General features: G+C 59.3%; 15 protein-coding genes and 3 pseudogenes. 9 read left to right on the top strand and 9 right to left on the bottom strand.

Features of this window, described 5'->3' with window-relative positions; genetic code table 11:
- Positions 1-228 precede the first annotated feature (228 nt).
- A complete protein-coding gene (locus C7440_RS04270; protein WP_017525197.1) occupies positions 229-720 on the bottom strand; it encodes a MarR family winged helix-turn-helix transcriptional regulator in 492 nt (163 codons plus the stop codon).
- A gap of 769 nt (positions 721-1,489) precedes the next feature.
- On the opposite strand from C7440_RS04270, the gene C7440_RS04265 reads away from it, so the two are divergent.
- The 8 genes and pseudogenes from C7440_RS04265 to C7440_RS04230 all read left to right on the top strand — a co-directional run bounded on the left by C7440_RS04265 (position 1,490) and on the right by C7440_RS04230 (position 7,588).
- Entirely contained in the window at positions 1,490-2,083 is a 594-nt protein-coding gene (locus C7440_RS04265) for an NADPH-dependent FMN reductase (protein WP_017525198.1), read from the top strand.
- Positions 2,084-2,100: 17 nt separating this feature from the next.
- A complete protein-coding gene (locus C7440_RS04260) occupies positions 2,101-2,880 on the top strand; it encodes an alpha/beta fold hydrolase (RefSeq protein ID WP_026068085.1) in 780 nt (259 codons plus the stop codon).
- A 5-nt stretch (positions 2,881-2,885) separates the two neighbouring features.
- A complete protein-coding gene (locus C7440_RS04255) occupies positions 2,886-4,052 on the top strand; it encodes an LLM class flavin-dependent oxidoreductase (protein WP_017525200.1) in 1,167 nt (388 codons plus the stop codon).
- Positions 4,053-4,064: 12 nt separating this feature from the next.
- A pseudogene (locus tag C7440_RS20280) lies at positions 4,065-4,292 on the top strand (ABC transporter permease subunit); the annotation flags it as partial.
- 10 nt (positions 4,293-4,302) lie between these two features.
- Positions 4,303-4,845 (top strand): annotated as a pseudogene (locus tag C7440_RS04245) (branched-chain amino acid ABC transporter permease); the annotation flags it as partial.
- Positions 4,842-5,600, top strand: a complete 759-nt coding sequence (locus C7440_RS04240) for an ABC transporter ATP-binding protein (protein ID WP_116517561.1) — start codon at positions 4,842-4,844, stop codon at positions 5,598-5,600. The pseudogene C7440_RS04245 and the gene C7440_RS04240, both read left to right, overlap by 4 nt.
- Positions 5,597-6,340 carry an ABC transporter ATP-binding protein gene (locus C7440_RS04235; protein ID WP_207775377.1) on the top strand — a complete coding sequence of 248 codons (744 nt, stop codon included), beginning with the start codon at positions 5,597-5,599 and terminating at the stop codon, positions 6,338-6,340. Before C7440_RS04240 ends, C7440_RS04235 begins: the two co-directional genes overlap by 4 nt.
- A gap of 78 nt (positions 6,341-6,418) precedes the next feature.
- Positions 6,419-7,588, top strand: coding sequence for an ABC transporter substrate-binding protein (locus C7440_RS04230; protein WP_116517560.1), 1,170 nt, complete (start codon positions 6,419-6,421; stop codon positions 7,586-7,588).
- A gap of 80 nt (positions 7,589-7,668) precedes the next feature.
- Here the strand turns inward: C7440_RS04230 and C7440_RS04225 are convergent, their stop codons facing one another.
- A complete protein-coding gene (locus C7440_RS04225; RefSeq protein ID WP_341476768.1) occupies positions 7,669-8,481 on the bottom strand; it encodes an MFS transporter in 813 nt (270 codons plus the stop codon).
- Positions 8,436-8,831, bottom strand: a pseudogene (locus tag C7440_RS20275) (carboxylesterase family protein); the annotation flags it as partial. The pseudogene C7440_RS20275 and the gene C7440_RS04225, both read right to left, overlap by 46 nt.
- Positions 8,832-8,944: 113 nt before the next feature.
- Between C7440_RS20275 and C7440_RS04215 the strand changes: the two are divergent.
- Positions 8,945-9,892 (top strand): LysR family transcriptional regulator, encoded by a 948-nt coding sequence (locus C7440_RS04215; protein WP_116517558.1) that lies wholly within the window; start codon positions 8,945-8,947, stop codon positions 9,890-9,892.
- Positions 9,893-9,949: 57 nt separating this feature from the next.
- Here C7440_RS04215 and C7440_RS19780 read toward each other — a convergent pair whose 3' ends face one another.
- The 6 genes from C7440_RS19780 to C7440_RS04190 form a co-directional block, all read right to left on the bottom strand.
- A complete protein-coding gene (locus tag C7440_RS19780) occupies positions 9,950-10,099 on the bottom strand; it encodes a hypothetical protein (RefSeq protein ID WP_165832440.1) in 150 nt (49 codons plus the stop codon).
- A 59-nt stretch (positions 10,100-10,158) separates the two neighbouring features.
- Positions 10,159-10,608, bottom strand: a complete 450-nt coding sequence (locus C7440_RS04210) for a MaoC family dehydratase (protein ID WP_026068086.1) — start codon at positions 10,606-10,608, stop codon at positions 10,159-10,161.
- 21 nt (positions 10,609-10,629) lie between these two features.
- Positions 10,630-11,901: a benzoyl-CoA 2,3-epoxidase subunit BoxA gene (gene boxA, locus C7440_RS04205; protein ID WP_017525210.1), complete on the bottom strand. Its 1,272-nt coding sequence runs from the start codon at positions 11,899-11,901 to the stop codon at positions 10,630-10,632.
- A 119-nt stretch (positions 11,902-12,020) separates the two neighbouring features.
- Complete coding sequence (gene boxB, locus C7440_RS04200; protein ID WP_017525211.1) at positions 12,021-13,448, bottom strand: benzoyl-CoA 2,3-epoxidase subunit BoxB; 1,428 nt, start codon at positions 13,446-13,448, stop codon at positions 12,021-12,023.
- 35 nt (positions 13,449-13,483) lie between these two features.
- Positions 13,484-15,166, bottom strand: coding sequence for a 2,3-epoxybenzoyl-CoA dihydrolase (gene boxC / locus C7440_RS04195; protein ID WP_017525212.1), 1,683 nt, complete (start codon positions 15,164-15,166; stop codon positions 13,484-13,486).
- 117 nt (positions 15,167-15,283) lie between these two features.
- Positions 15,284-16,222: a helix-turn-helix transcriptional regulator gene (locus C7440_RS04190; protein ID WP_026068087.1), complete on the bottom strand. Its 939-nt coding sequence runs from the start codon at positions 16,220-16,222 to the stop codon at positions 15,284-15,286.
- Positions 16,223-16,235 lie beyond the last annotated feature (13 nt).

The following is a 16,235-nucleotide window of genomic DNA, read 5'->3' as shown; positions in this document are numbered from 1 at the left end:
TGCCCGGGCTTTTTTGTTCGCCAATGGCCCCGAAGCCAATGTGAACCCTCGTCAATTGCCTACGCAGAGGTGCTGGCCGCCACCCGTCCAGAGGCCGCCGCCGGGTTCTCAGGTGAAACAGCCACTCGCAGGCGGCGTGGGCACTTTGACTCTTACACTTACCAACCGAGGAACCACGCAATTTAAAGGCGATGCTGGATTCACCGCCAGGAAGCGTATCTGGCCGGCTCAACTCCGATTCTTCACCTGAGCTTTTCCAGTTTGGCTCTTGGGCGGGAAATGATTGTTTGTTTCACCCATCATTTTGCTAAGCAGATAAAGAACCTGCTTTCGCTCATCGGGCGAGAGAGCCTTAAGCACATTCTTTTGAACCGTGGCAACGTGCGGTTCGATGTGTGTGTAAAACTCTTTGCCAGCCTCTGTCAAAAAGATCTCTTTCCCCCTACGGGAGCGGGGGCTTCTACGCCCCTCGAGCAAGCCTCGCGCTTCAAGCCGTCTGATCATCCCCCCGACGGTAGCCGCATCCCAATTGAGCGAGTCAGCAAGCTCGTGTTGTTGCATACCCGGCTTGATATACGCGGCAAGAACGACCGCCAATTGTCCTGAAGTAATGCCCATGCCCCCCAGTTCCGCATTGAACGTTGCCGTGACGAATTGACCCGCGCGCCTCATCAGGTAACCGGGAAAGCTGTGCAAGTCGGCAAAGGAGTTTAGTTTCATTTCTTTGGGGTCCCTCTATTCGGCATTTTCAACCGTATGGATGCAGCTATTGAATTGCATCGCGTCAAAACGTGACTCGTCATTAGGCAATCTCACTCGTACGAAGCTATGAAAGTGCCGATTCCATGCATCCCCTAGACGAACCACTATTGGAGCGATTATGCACAGTACTACGTTTGTGCGTTCGTAATTGTAGGCTTACATTCCGGCGGCCGCGACATCCCCCGTACGTGTATTCCTACATCTTTGCAACAGCAGGCAATCACGCGCATCTATGATCTGTGTGAGCGTATGAATGACCCGCTCCCGTAGCGGCGTGAAACCAAGTCCTAACGCAACAAGTTGAAGCCGCCAATCGCTCTATACGAGCAGAAAGCACGATCCTGGGTGGGTTGTCAGGCCTTGGGCGCACTTAGGTGCACACCCAAAATATGAATGCTTATTTTTGCACGATGATAACAGGCCAAACCTGTTGACAGGAAAAATAAGCATAGATATTATTCAAAACAATGCATGCATATTTTTAAAGTCGAAAAACCCGGATCGGGAGATTCTGGGGCTTACAGCACCACCTCCCATCACGTTTTCAGTCATGCACACGTTAAGAAATTAGATTCAGAGACAACCTTAGTTCGTTCTCCTCAACAAGAGGAGCCAGTACTTCGTATCACTTAAAACTTGCGGCCGCATTGGCCAAAGAACATACACCAGACGCAGTTCTTTTCTTACGAGAGTTGCGTCAGCTTTGCATGAAAAAAAGGATTTGGTCATGGACAAAGAAGCGCCGCTTATCGTAGGAATTGGCGGAACCATGCGCCCCGGCTCGACCTCCGAGATGGCGCTTGCCGCGGCACTGAAAATGGCTCGCGAAATGGGCGCCAGAACCCAAATACTTTCGGGCGCTGCGTTGCTGATGGATGCGTATGAACCTGGAGCAACTGCACGCTCCGAGAAAGCCGGCCAGTTGGTAGCGGCGCTACGTCAGGCCGACGGGGTGCTTATCTCTTCGCCCAGCTATCACGGGTCGATTTCGGGCATGTTGAAGAATGCCATCGACTACACCGAGGACATGCGTGCCGACGAGCGCCCCTATCTCGACGGCCGAGCGGTGGGTTGTATTGTCTGCGCGGATGGCGCTCAGGCGATGGGTTCCACACTCTTCACCCTACGTTCCATTATTCATGCGCTGCGGGGCTGGCCCACGCCTTACGCCGCAGCACTCAATTCCGCCGCCAAGCCGTTCGGGCCGGCAGGTGAAATCAAAGACGAGAACGTTGAAAAACAGTTGCAAATGATGGTTAGCCAGGTCGTCGGCTTTGCTCAGCGCGAACACACGGCGGGCGGGCTGAGCCTGCAACATTAAATCAGGGGGGTTATGTGATGGGATTTGAAGAGTCGTACATACAGCTCAACGGATGCCGCATCCGCATGCGTCGCGGGGGCAAGGGGCAAGCCGTACTTTATCTACACGGTGCCAATGGCGCAATGCAAGTGCAGCCATTCATGAATGAACTGGCAAAAGATTTCGATCTGCTGGTGCCCGAGCATCCGGGGTTTGGTTACTCCGATGAGCCCGACTGGCTCGAAAACATCCAGGACTTGGCCTACTTCTACCTTGACTTCCTGAAAGAGCAAAAGCTTGACACTGTCCATGTGATCGGTAGTTCACTGGGCGGCTGGCTGGCCATGGAGATGGCCATACGCGAGCCGTCCCGGTTCAAATCCCTTGTGCTGGTCGGCACTGCGGGGGTCAGGGTGCCTAATATTTTGCCCGGAGACATTTTTTTATGGAGCCCAGAGCAAATGGTACGCAACACCTTTTTCGATCAAGCCATAGCCGAGAAAATGCTCGCGACGCCGCCCACCACGGCTGAAGAGCAGGACGCCCAGCTGAAAAACCGTCACACCGTGGCCAAATTGGCCTGGCAGCCTCGCTTGTTTGACCCCTTCCTGGCCAAGTGGCTGCATCGCATCGACATGCCGGTCAAGCTGATATGGGGTGAAAACGACAAGATCATGCCCCCCGCCGTGGGACGGATGCTGGCAGAGCTGCTGCCACAGGCAAGTTTGCAAACCTATGAAAACTGCGGACATTTACCCCAGGTTGAGCGCGCGTCGGAATTCAGTGCGGTGGTCAAGAAATTCATTGAAGAGGCCTAATAGTCATGAATGTCATTCTGTTCCATCTAATGGGGTACGCCGACCTGGACTTCGAGGCGACAAAACAATACGAGACGGTATGGGTCAACCTGCCGAACAGCTTCTACGACCCGGTAAAAGGACACAAACTGTACAACCGCTATCTCGACGAGCTCGAGTACGCGGAAGAACTGGGTTTTGACGGTGTGGCTGTAAACGAACACCATCAGACGGCATATGGCCTTATGCCCTCGCCCATCGTCATGGCGTCGGCGCTTGCTCGGCGCACGAAACGGGTGAAGATAGCCATTCTGGGCAGTGCCTTGCCGCTGCGCGAGCACCCTATGACCGTGGCTGAGGAACACGCCATGGTCGATGTGATCTCAGGCGGACGCTTGATCAGCGGATTCGTACGCGGCATTGGCGCCGAATATCATACCTTCGGCATAAACCCAACCATCTCGCACGACCGCTTCCATGAAGCACACGACTTGATTGTTCAAGCTTGGACCAAGCCGGGGCCTTTTTCCTTCAGCGGACGCCATTACAACGTAGATTACGTCAACCTGTGGCCCCGTCCTTATCAAACACCCCACCCTCCCATCTGGGTTCCATCGCAGGGCAGCAAGGAAACTATCGACTGGGCGTCGCATCCTGATCGTCGCTACACGTATTTACAGACATTCAGCCCCGCAAAAACGGTAGAAAAATACTTGCAGTCCTATCGGGACACGGCGGCTGACTATGGCTACGAGGCGGCAGACAGTCAATTGGGCTGGGCGGTCCCGATTTATGTATCCGACACTGATCGGCAAGCCATCCGCGAGGCCAAGCACCACTTCGAGCTGTTCCGCAACCGCTTGCTGAAGATGCCCTTTGAAATGCTGCTACCTCCCGGATATACGTCGCGCGACTCCTTGAAGAGAGTGATGGCCGCCAAGGCAATGCTCTCACAGGATCTCACCATCGAAACGGCTATTGAGATGGGCATGATCATCTGCGGCAGCCCCGAATCGGTTCGCCAGCGCCTCGAAGAATATTGGAAGAGCATGCGTTTCGATAATCTGCTGACCATGCTGCATTTCGGATCGTTGCCCGAAGATCTCACACGACGCAATATGAAGCTGTTCGCCGAGAATGTGCTGCCGGCTTTGCAGTCAATGAAGGCGGGCTCGGGCGCAACGGCGACCTAAGGAGACAACAGTATGTTGGCAGGCCAAATACTGAACGGGCTCGTAAGCGGGGCTATGTACGCTCTGGTGGCTATCGGCTTTACATTGGTTGTGGGTGTGCTGGACAAGCTTAATTTCACCCATCCGGAAGTCTTCATGCTGGGGGGATTTATCGGGCTGATTTCGCTGACATATCTGCCATTGCCCTGGGCGTTTGTGCTGGCCTTGGTTGTAGGCGGGTTGCTCGGCCTATTCACAGAACTGGTGGCCTTCCGGCGGTTTCAAAGCTCCGATGCGCGCAGTGGCCATTGCCGTCGGCTGTGTTGCGGTTTTACTCGTTCTGATCACAATCAGTCCCTTGCAGAGAATTTTCGATGCGGTGCGGGAAGACGAGCGGGTTGCGGCATCGCTTGGAATCAACGTGACTGGCATCCGGATCCTGGGGTTTGCCCTCGGAGCGGCCGTTGCTGCCGTGGCGGGTTCGCTGTATGGCCATTACATGAGCTTCGTCAGGCCCGAAAGCTTCGACGTCTTGCTGTCAATCTACGTCGTGCTCTATGTGGTTCTTGGCGGCGTCAACAATATGCTTGGGCCGGTCGTAGGTGCCGTTGTCATGACCTTGCTACCCGAATACATCCGAGAACTGGCAGATTGGCGCCCAACGGTGTTTGGGCTGGCGGTTTTGATCATGCTGTTGTTCAAGCCTAATGGCTTGCTGTCCTTCCGGGCTGTTACAGAGCGCTACCGCCGCCCAACGAAGTCCGCAACCTCCGGCTCTCTCGAACAACAATCCACGCCTGGAACCGCGCCATGACTACCAGCCAACCTATATTGACCATTACTGGCCTGCGTAAGGTATTTGGCGGGGTGACCGCCCTGGACGGCATAGATCTCGAAGTTCGAGAAGGAGAAATACTGGGTTTGATCGGCCCTAACGGTGCCGGAAAGACAGCTCTGCTCAATACTATTACCGGTTTCTATCGGGCAACAACCGGTTCGATACGGTTCATGGGTCAAGAGATTTCCAATATGCCTTTGCACGGTATCGGCCGCCTGGGCATTGGTCGTACCTTTCAGAATATCCGCCTTTTCAAGCGCATGACGGTACTTGAAAACGTCATGGCGGCAAACAAGCGCTATGTCCGGTCCTCCTTTAGCGCCTTCCTGGGGGTCATCGGTGGTCGCACGGCACTGGACGAAGCCAGGCACTGGATAGAGCTCATGCAGCTGGGCGACAAGGCTGACATGCTTGCATCGGCCTTGTCGTACGGCGATGCCCGGCGCCTGGAAATTGCACGCGCCTTGGCAGGAAATCCCTCTTTGCTTCTGCTTGATGAGCCCGCTGCAGGGATGAACGAAACAGAAACGGATCAACTGGTGGCCGATATCCATAAGGTTCAGACAAGCGTCAAAGCCATTGTGCTGATCGAACACGACATGAGCTTGATCCGAAGTCTATCTGATCGGATCGTGGCGATGGACTACGGGAAAAAACTTGCCGAGGGTGATCCGGACACCGTTCTCGAGCACCCCGATGTTCGGCGAGCCTACCTTGGGAGCGATACATGAGCATCGTATTGGAAACCACTGAGCTTCACGTTTCTTACGGACCGATTCGGGCGTTGCGTGGTATTAGCTTAAGCGTCGAGCAAGGCGAGACGGTTGCAATCGTCGGTGCTAACGGGGCAGGAAAAACCACGCTGATGCATGCTTTGTCGGGCGTCTTGCCTATTGCTTCGGGTGCCGCCCGGTTCCTGGGCCACGACATTCGGACAGCGGCGGCGCATACACTGGCGAGGTCAGGCATGCTTCACATCCCCGAAGGCCGGGGCACCTTGCAAAATATGCGAGTCGAAGAAAATTTGCGGCTTGCCTGGGAGATCCGGCCGACACAGACAGGGTTTGAAGACGCCATCCAGGTTGTGTTCGAGCGTTTTCCACGTCTGGCCGAACGCCGTGAGCAACTGGCCGGGAACCTGTCGGGCGGCGAGCAACAAATGTTGGCGATCGGACGTGCGCTGATCAATCGCCCTACTTTGCTTCTGGTCGATGAGCCGTCCATGGGCCTATCGCCTCTGTTCGCCCAAGAGGTCTTCCAGGTACTGGCCGAACTGCGCGATTCGGGTATGACGATCCTGTTGGTCGAGCAGAACGTTCGTAGCGCGCTAAGCCTGGCCCACCGAGCCTATGTATTGAGTCATGGCGCGTTTACGGCCTCCGGAGAGGCCGCGGCCATGGCGGAAGACCCTGCCGTGGTTGCTGGTTATCTGGGGCACAGAAAAGCAACGAGTGTTGGAATGACACCCTAAGTAGTATAGCTGCCGTATACCTTAATGCCAATAAATCGGCGGCGTTGTCATGGCCGCTAAATAACGGAGACAAGTTCAATGAAAAAACTTATATATGCCCTCTCACTGGCCGCCGCAGTCACGCTGCCGGGCGCAGCAACGGCACAAGCCAAACCCCCAGTAAAGCTGGGATACATCACCGCCACAACCGGCCCTTTGGGCGCCTATGGCAAGGCTCAAAGCCTGATGGTCAAGCTCGCGGTCGAGGACGTCAACGCGGCCGGCGGTGTCAATGGCAGCCTGATCGAAGTAGAAGAGGCCGACGCGCAAATGGATCCCGGACAAGCTGTTCTATTGTTCCGGAAATTTGCGGGGGAAGATATATTGGGCGTCGTTGGACCCATGACCGGAACCCAGTGGGAGACGGTCAGCTCACTGGCTAACCGCCTGGGCTTGCCTGCCATCACAGCAACAGCCAGCAAGCCCGGAATCACAGTGCGCCCCTGGACAATACGGTTGCAGCCACCCGACGACTTATTCATCGCCGACGGCTTTAAGGATTTCCACCGCATCTATCCCGACATTCGGCGAGTCGTGATTGTGGCTGATGTGCGTGAAGCCTCGGGTAAAGCTGGCGCGGAAGCCTACGAGCAACTGGCTAAAGAAGCGGGTATCGAAGTCGTGGAAATCGTAGAGTTTTCCACACGAGCCACTGACTTGTCGCCAGTGGCAATCAAGGTCAAGGGCTTGAATCCCGACGCCATCCTGGTTTCTGCCTTGGGTCCCAATGCCCTGATGCTCGCCAAAGAGTTCAAGGTACAGAAAGTAGACGTGCCGGTCTTGGGCAACTCACTGATCTGGCCGGGGCCGTTCGTGTACACCGTCGGCGACAACGGTAAGAATTGGCACACGATTGGCTTCACGACCATGGATAGCTCAACTGGAGATAATGCGTTGAACGCGTCGGTCGTCAAGCGTTTCCTGGAACAGGCGGACAGCACCATGGGCCAGCCGGCCAATTCGGCGAACTGGTCCATGAGTTATGACGCAGTCTTGCTGTATGCCGATATCATGCGTCGCAATCACATTGACGGCAATACGCCTGCTAAAGAGGCGCGCGAGATCATCAAGGATGCGTTCATGAAGCTGGACACGTTCAGCGGAATTCAAACCTACACGTTCCGTGACACTGGGGACGCGCACATTCCTGGCCGAGTATTAATCGTCGACACCGACAAGCACGTGTGGAAGTTCGCTTCGGATAAGTAAGAGACGGCCTCAACTTAGTCGATGAGCCCTCTCATGCGGCGTTCCAGATGTGCCGGCACGCTACTCCATCGGCCCGGCCACTACCGGCTTGTCGACTCCTTCACCGCACCACGCGCACGGCGATCGCTCAGCGCCATGCCCAGCAATAGCACCAGCGCCACCGCGGCGGGTATCACGGCGGTCAGCACAATTTCGCGGGCGTTCCAGCCCAGCGAAAGCAAGGCGCCGCCCACGGCCGGCCCCACGATAGACCCGATGCGGCCCAGCGCTGCGGCCCAGCCCACGCCTGCCGTGCGCAGGGCGGGCGGGTAGAAGGACACGGCCAGCACGCTCTGGCCAACGCAGCATGCGATGGAACCCGCCCCAAGGCCGGCAATCAGGGGCAACACCCATGACTGCTGGATATCCGCCCGGCTGATCAACCACACGCATGCGGCCGCCAGCAGCGTCATGAGCGCCAGCAGTGGCTTGACCCCTGTTCTGGAGATGAACACCATCATGAACAGGCTCCCGGCAAGCCCGCCCACGCCCAGGGCGGCCGTGCCCAATGGGGTCTGTCCGGCTTCGAAGCCAAAGCTCATCAGCAGCGAGGGAATCCAGAACATCAATGCGTAAGAATTGATGAAGACGACGAAGGCAAACAACCACAGCAAAATGGTGTGCGGGGCCAGGCCGCCGTCGAACAGCGCCCGGACGACGCCGGGCTTGCGCCCGCCGGGGGCGGGAGCGGCTTGCTCGCCATTGCGCGACATGGAAAGCGCCCAGGCCAGCGGCACCAGCAGCACCAGCGGCACAATGCCGCCGACCCAGAATATGAACTGCCAGCCATGCCGATTGAGACATTGACCACCACCACGCCGAAACGGCGCGCCAGCAACGCCGCATCGTAGCAGGGCAAGGCTCCGCCGCCGGTCATGAAACCGCCGCCATGCACAAAGACCATGACCGCCCTGGGTTCCGAAGGCCCCTCGGGCGCCCAGATTTCAAGGCGCAAGCAGTCTTCGTCCTGCCGTGCGGGATAGATACCCATGACCTTGTCGAGCCGGGAGGGCAGTTGCGGCGCAACCGGCCCCGCATGCGTGGCATCGAGTACGCCTTGCCAGGGCTCGACAGGCCGAGGCAGGGCAAAGCGCAGGTCGCCCACCGGGGGCCTGGCGTAAGGCACCGCCCCGTAGTGTGCAACCCCATCCGCCACGGCGCCTTCCAGCGGTCCGCAAGGCGTATCGATAACTCTGGTCTCCATCCTGCCTCCGTGCCAAATTCTGATTCTTCGATGACTGAAAAAATCTTAGCCCCACCCCGGGGCCTGATCTGCTCTAATATTGAAACGCCAACGTTTTATTTTCAGGCTGGAAAATGCAGAATCTGGACGACATCCATCTCTTCAGGCTGGTGAATGAACACGGCAGTTTCTCGGCCGCGGGCCGCAAGCTGAACATCGCCAAATCAACGCTTGCGCGACGCGTCCGGGCGTTGGAAGAACGCCTGGGCGGCCCCTTGTTCCACAGAACGGGGCGGCGCTTCGTGCTAACGAACTTCGGGGCCGACTGTCTGGCGCAATGCGAGCGCATCATCCAGGAAACCGAACAATTGTTCCTGCTGGCCGACCGCGCGCGCAACGCGCCCAGCGGCTTCCTGCATATCGTTTGCCCACCCATGCTGGGCGAAGAGGTACTCGATCAACTGGCATCGCAGTTCGCCGCCCAGTCGCCCGAGGTGGTGCTGCACATCGACACCAGCACCGAAACGCTCGACCCCAGGCACGTTACGGCCGACCTCATCATCTACCCCACTTTTGATGTGTTGCCCGACACCGACATCGTCGCCAGAAAACTCGTCGAGGTGCCCTACCTGCTGGTCGCCAGCCCCTCGCTCTTCAAGGCGGGCCGCATGCCCGCCACGCCCGACGAACTGGCCCGGCTTCCCTGCCTTGGCCTGGGAAACAAGACGGCCCGCTGGAGCTGGAAGCTGAAACGCGGCGGGCAGATCCGCCGCATCCCGTTCAAGCCTCGGCTATCGTCCAGCCAACTGGCCACCCTGCGTCATGCGGCGCTGTCGGGCCTGGGCGTCGCAGCGCTGCCGCTGCCCGCTTGCCGCGCCGACCTGGAATCGGGCAGGCTCGTAAGAGTGCTCGAGGGCTGGCAACCGCCGCCTGTCCAGCTATATGCGCTGTATCCCAGCAGCCGGGCCCTGACCAAGGCGGCGCGCCTCTTCCTGAAGATGATCGAGGCGAAGTTCATGCACTTGAATCTTCATGTGATGCCGCCCGCGGGCTTGCCCGCAAACCCCTCATGCGATAAATAGCGCGGCCGCCGGGCCTCCACCCTTAGGCGAGGCAGCCCCCGCTACGGGAGCCCTGCATCAGCAACGCCGGACAGTGAAGAAAGAATCGTGCAGGGCATCCATGACCCGCCCGGTCGCGTCTTCGGCCACGATCCGGCTGCCATCGCAGCCGGCGCTATTGTGCACGATGCCGATCAGCAGCATGCAGAATGCGATGGAACGCGACATGGACAAAAAAAGCGCCAAAGCGCTTTTTCAAGAAGATCAACATGACTCTGCGGTCAGGATCAGGAAGCCTGCCCCTGTGCCAGATCGAACAAGCTCGTGGCCTCGACCTCGAGCACCTGCTCGTCGCGCTGGTTGTACATGCGCCAGGTCCAGCGGACGATGCCCAGGTCTTCGCGCGAGGACGAGACCCGCACCGAATCGACCGTGATTTCAAGCCGAAGGGCGTCGCCGGGCCGCACCGGCAGCATCCAGCGGATGCGTTCAACACCGGGCGAGCCGAAGGATTCGGAATCGTGCAGGGCGGCCTGCACTGCCATGCGCATGGCCAGGCTGCAGGTGAGCCAGCCGCTGCCGATCAGGCCGCCCCAGCGGCCCGCCTCGGCCTTGTCGACGTCGGTATGGAACCACTGGGGGTCGTACTGCTTTGCATAGGCGATCATTTCTTCCTGGCCCAATACGACGGGCTCGTGGTGAATGATCATGCCGTTTCGAAACTCACTAAATTTCATGTTCGCAATCCGGAAGATTGGTCAGTAAGTCTCGAAATGCAGTCTCCCTTGCGACTTAAGCTGTGCATGGACTTCGGGCCAGTTGCGCCCCGCGCCCTCGACGGCGTCCTTCAGGGCTTCGATCACGCCGGTTTCCATCCCCTTGAGGCCGCAAACGTAGATGCATGTGTTCGCATCGTCCAGCAGATCGAGGACTTCGGCTGCCCTTTCGCGGATCAGGTCCTGCACGTAGCGCTTGGGTTTGTCCGATGCTCGAGACAACGCCAAATTGATGTCGATAAAATCTTTGGGCAGGTTCATGAGCGGGCCGAAGTAAGGCAGCTCGCGCTCGGTACGTGCGCCAAAAAAGAGCATAAGCTTACCATTAAAGGCCTTGTTCTTGGTAAGGCGGCGGCAGCGTTCGGTCATGGCGCGCATCGGCGCGGAGCCCGTGCCGGTGCAGATCATGATCAGGTTCGAATGCGCCAGGTTGGGCATCAGGAAAGTATTGCCGAACGGGCCTATTACCTTGACCTTGTCGCCCTTTTGCAGGTCGCACAGATAGTTCGAGCAGACACCGCGCACCGGCTTGCCGTCGTAGTCGGAGGTAACCCGCTTTACCGTCAGCGACAGGTTGTTGTAGTTGGGACGCTCGCCGTCGCGCGGGCTGGCGATGGAGTACTGGCGTGCATGATACGCGCGGCCCTGCTCATCGGTACCCGGCGGGAAGATGGCGATCGACTGGCCCTCCAGCACCGGGAACGGCAGCTCGCCGAAGTCGAGCACGATGTGGTGGATGGCGTTGTCGGTATCTTCGTCGGTAAGGCGATAGTTGCCGGCGACGGTGGCGGTAGCCACGTTCTTGTGCGTGTACAGGTTGATGTACGGGTGCGCGGCCGACCAGGGCGGAATGCTGGCCCCGGCCGCTGTGGACGGCAGGCCTTCAAGTTCGGCGTTCACATCGTCTTCGGCTGCGGCAACGCCTTGGGGCGCCTCGGCGGCTTCGCCGGCGGGGGCTTCCACGGCGTCGGCCGGAAGCTCTTGCTCGGTGGGCAGCTCTGACCAGCTGAACTGGTCTTCAAGCGAATAGGCGTCGGTCGCCACCACGCGAAGCCAGTTGTCGATGGCGCCAGTTGGACAGGGCGGCACGCAAGCCATGCAGCTGTTGCAGATGTCGACGTCCACGACGTAGTTGTTGGAGTCGTGGGTAATGGCATCGATCGGGCAGGTTTCTTCACACGTGTTGCAACGGATGCAGATCTCTGGATCGATAAGATGTTGTTTGATTACGCGATTGGGGGTTTCGACTGTCATTCTAGGTCTCCGTATCGCCAGAGTCGCCACTTCAGGCAGGCCCGACCAATGGATTGCCCGCCGGCCGCCGCGCAAGGCGTGGGCCGGCGGACGCCCTGATTCAACAGGGCAATGCTGGGTTAGTTGAAGCGCACATATTCAAAGTTGATAGGCTGGCGGTTGATGCCCATGACCGGAGGCGCGATCCAGTTGGCGAACTTGCCCGGCTCGACCACACGGCCCATCAGCGACGCGACGAAGGCGCGGTCTTCAGGGGTGGGCAGCCAATCGTTTACGTGGTTCTTCCATTGATCTTCAGTCAGCACCTGGCCATCAGGTGACACGCGGATGCCGGCCAGCGTACCGATCTGGCGGTTGAACGCCTTGTGGGGCACTGTAAGGCGGAAGTCGATACCGGCCTTTTCGAGTACCTTGTTCCAACGGCCCACACCAGCCACCGTGTCCTTGATGAAGTCGTCGCGCAGCACTTCGTTCAGTGCGTTGAGCATGGGCACTTCGATTTCACGCAGTTCGCCGTTTTGAACGTCGAGAATGCGGTAGGTGTCGTTCTTGAGCTGGTGGTCGTCGTTGCGCTTGCTTTCTTCGTAGCGACCCTTAAGGCCCGAGCTGTAGAAGATGGCGGCGTTGGACGACTGGTCGGCGCCGAACAGGTCGATCGTGACGCTGTAATGGAAGTTGATGTAGCGCTGGATGGTGGGCAGGTCGATGACACCCGCTTTGCGCAGTGCTTCGGGGTCGTCGGTCTTGAGTTCGTTCATGACCTGGGCCGTACGCTGCAGCACACGCGACACGCCCGACTCGCCCACGAACATGTGGTGCGCTTCTTCGGTCAGCATGAACTTGGTCGTGCGGGCCAGCGGGTCGAAGTTCGACTCGGACAGCGCGCTGAGCTGGAACTTGCCGTCGCGGTCGGTAAAGTACGTAAACATGTAGAAGGCCAGCCAATCGGGGGTCTTCTCGTTGAAGGCGCCCAGGATGCGGGGGCTGTCTTCGCTGCCAGAATTACGCTGCAACAGCGCATCGGCTTCTTCGCGGCCGTCGCGGCCAAAGTAGCGGTGCAGCAGGTAGACCATGGCCCACAGGTGGCGGCCTTCTTCGACGTTGACCTGGAACAGGTTGCGCAGGTCGTACATCGAAGGAGCGGTAAGGCCCAGGTGGCGCTGCTGCTCGACCGAAGCCGGCTCGGTGTCGCCCTGGGTGACGATGATGCGGCGCAGGTTGGCGCGATGCTCGCCAGGCGCCTCTTGCCATACGTCTTGGCCGATGTGCTCGCCAAAGTGCACCTTGCGCTGGCCGTCTTGGGGGGTAAGGAAGATGCCCCAGCGGTAGTCGGGCATCTTGACGTGGTCGAAGTGCGCCCAGCCGTCGGGCTGCACGCTGACCGCGGTGCGCAGGTAGACGTCCATGTTCTGCGAAGCCTCGGGGCCCATGTCTTGCCACCATTGCAGGTAGTTGGGCTGCCAGTGCTCGAGCGCGCGCTGCAGGGTGCGGTCGCTGGAAAGATTGACGTTGTTGGGAATCTTCTCGGAATAGTTGATGCCAGACATGTCTATGCTCCTTAATGGATCTGATTATCTTGCGTTTAAACGCGGTTCCAGTCGAAGTTGGCCTTCTCGCCCTTGCCGTACAGCTTGAGCGCCCCCTTTTCGCCAGAGGCGTTGGGGCGGTAGAAGATCCAGTTCTGCCATGCGCTCAGGCGGCCGAAAATGCGGGTTTCCATGGTTTCGGCCACGCCGAAACGCAAGTTGGCTTCGAGGCCGGTAAGCGAATCGGGCGACAGCGCGCTGCGCTCTTCGAGGGCCAGGCGGATTTCATCGTCCCAGTCGAGGCTGTCGAGCGCATAGGTGACCAGGCCGAGCTCTTCGGCTTCGGCCGGGCTGATGCGCTTGCCGACGGTGGCCGCGACAGCACTGATGGCGGGCTCTTCTTCGTAGAAACGGCGCTGGATGCGGGTCTGGGCGCTGACCATGGGATAGGGCCCCAGGTTGAGCGGGCTGACGGCGATCTCGGTGGCCTGGTCGGCATCGGGGTCGTCGAGCATGTAGCTGCGGTCGCAAGCCAGGGCCAGCTCGAGCAAGGTGCCTGCAAAGCAGGAGCCGGGCTCGATCAGGGCGAACAGCGAACGCGAAGTGACGTCGAGGCGGGCCAGCGTGCGGCGCAGCATGCCGCGGGTTTCGCGCACGAACCAGTGGTCGGCGAATTTTTCAAGCGTGGCGTCGGCTTCGAGCACCTTGGCGATGTCGCCCTGCGTGCGGAACACCCAGGTGCCCACATCGAGTTCGTTGGTGCGCAGCTGCAGGATGGCGTCGTCGAGTTCGCGGGCCATTTGCAGGGGCCACCACGAAACGCCCTCGGCCACGATGGCGTCGATGTCGGCGGGCACGGACTCGGGTCCGCGCACCACCAGGTTGGCGATGCGTTTCTGGCGGTCGATCTGGACTTCGACGTATTTGTAAGCCAGGCCGTCTTCGGAATCGGTGCGCTGCAGCGGAGTCAGTTCAACACCCTTGCCGTCGGCGGGACGGTCGCTGCCGGACGCCAGTTCCTGGGCGCGCTTTTGCACACCCTCGGCGAACTGGGCGGGCTTGATGACGTCGTCGACCAGGCGCCATTGCTTGGCACGCTCGCCGCGCACGCCCTCGACCAGGGTGCAGAAGATGTCGGCGCGGTCGTGGCGCACTTTGCGCTTGTCGGTGACACGGGTAAGACCGCCGGTGCCGGGCAGCACGCCCAGCAGGGGCACTTCGGGCAGCGAGACCGACGACGAGCGGTCGTCGACCAGCAGGATTTCATCACACGCCAGGGCCAGCTCGTAACCGCCGCCGGCACATGCGCCGTTCAGGGCCGCCACGAACTTCAGGCCGCTGTGGCGGCTGGAATCTTCGATGCCGTTGCGGGTTTCGTTGGTGAACTTGCAGAAGTTGACCTTCCAGGCGTGAGTGGAAAGGCCCAGCATGAAAATGTTGGCGCCCGAGCAGAAGATGCGGTCTTTGCCGCTGGTGACCACCACCGTGCGCACTTCGGGATGTTCGAAGCGGATGCGCTGCAGCGCGTCGTGCAGTTCGATGTCGACACCCAGGTCGTAGGAGTTCAGCTTGAGCTTGTAGCCGGGGCGCAGGCCGCCTTCCTCGGAAACGTCCATGGTCAGGGTGGCGACCTGGCCATCGAAGGCCAGTTTCCAGTGCTTGTACTGGCTGGGGTCGGTACGGAAGTCGACGCGGTTGGCAGCGGCTTGCTCGACCGCGGGGGTGGCGACTTGATTCATCGATATCTCCTAATATTTTCGAAGCCCGAACAATAATGCATCTTTCAAACGTGGATGCATAATAATGCAAGTCAGACTACGCGTCAATCAAAACATGCAAGAAAATGCATAGTGACTTCAGGCGGCCTGCAGGGGCAGGCCGGCCGCCTCCCGAATGTGCGTGCGCAGCACGTTGAACGAGTCGGAAAGCGAATGGTTGCTGGTCGAGCAGATGAAGTCGGCCTTGGAGTAAAAAGCCTCGCGGCTGGCAAGAATACGTTTGAGATCGGCCATGGCTTCGTTGTTGCCGGCCATGGGACGGAAATCGCCTTGCGCCATGACCCGTGCCATATGGTCTTCGGGCGTGGCCTTGACCCACACGCTGTAGCAGTGGGCCAGCATGAGATTCATGGTGGAAGGTTCGGACACCAGGCCACCCGGGGTGGCCAGCACCATGTCGGGATACAGTTGCAGTGCTTCTTCAAGGGCGCGGCGCTCGTAGCGCCGATAGGCGGTGGCGCCGTACAGGCTGTGGATTTCAAGTATGCCGCAGCCCGCCACGCGCTCGATCTCGCTGCTTAGCTCAATGAAAGGATAGCCGATGTCGGCCGCCAGCATGCGCCCCAGCGTGGATTTGCCCGCGCCGCGCAGCCCTATGAGGGCAATCTGGCGCAGGCGGTTGCGGGGCGCACTTTCGGGCTGGCCGGCAAAAAGCTCGGACAGCGTCTGGCGCGCCAGCTGCAGCTCTGGCTCGCCACGGCCCTCGAGCAGTTCGCGGATAAGCAGCCATTCGGGCGTAGAGGTGGTGACGTCGCCGACCAGCTCGGCCAGCGGGCAGTTGAAGGCGCCGGCAATGCTTTGCAGCACCAGTATCGACACATTGCCTACGCCGCGCTCGAGATTGGCCAGATGCCTTTCCGATACCGCCGCGGCCCGGGCGAGCTCTTTGCGCGTCATGCCGCGCCTGGCGCGCAGCCGGCGCACGCGTTCGCCCAACGCGACCAGATAGGCATCGCGCACTGTCTCCGTATTGGCCGCCGTGGTAGCGACCTTATCTTCTAGTGCTTTATTCTTCACCCAGAAAAACCCT

The sequence above is a fragment of the Pusillimonas noertemannii genome (assembly GCF_003096595.1).
Classification (GTDB): domain Bacteria; phylum Pseudomonadota; class Gammaproteobacteria; order Burkholderiales; family Burkholderiaceae_B; genus Pusillimonas; species Pusillimonas noertemannii.
The sequence above is the reverse complement of the archived record's forward strand: the minus strand, read 5'-3'. Positions and strand labels throughout refer to the sequence as shown.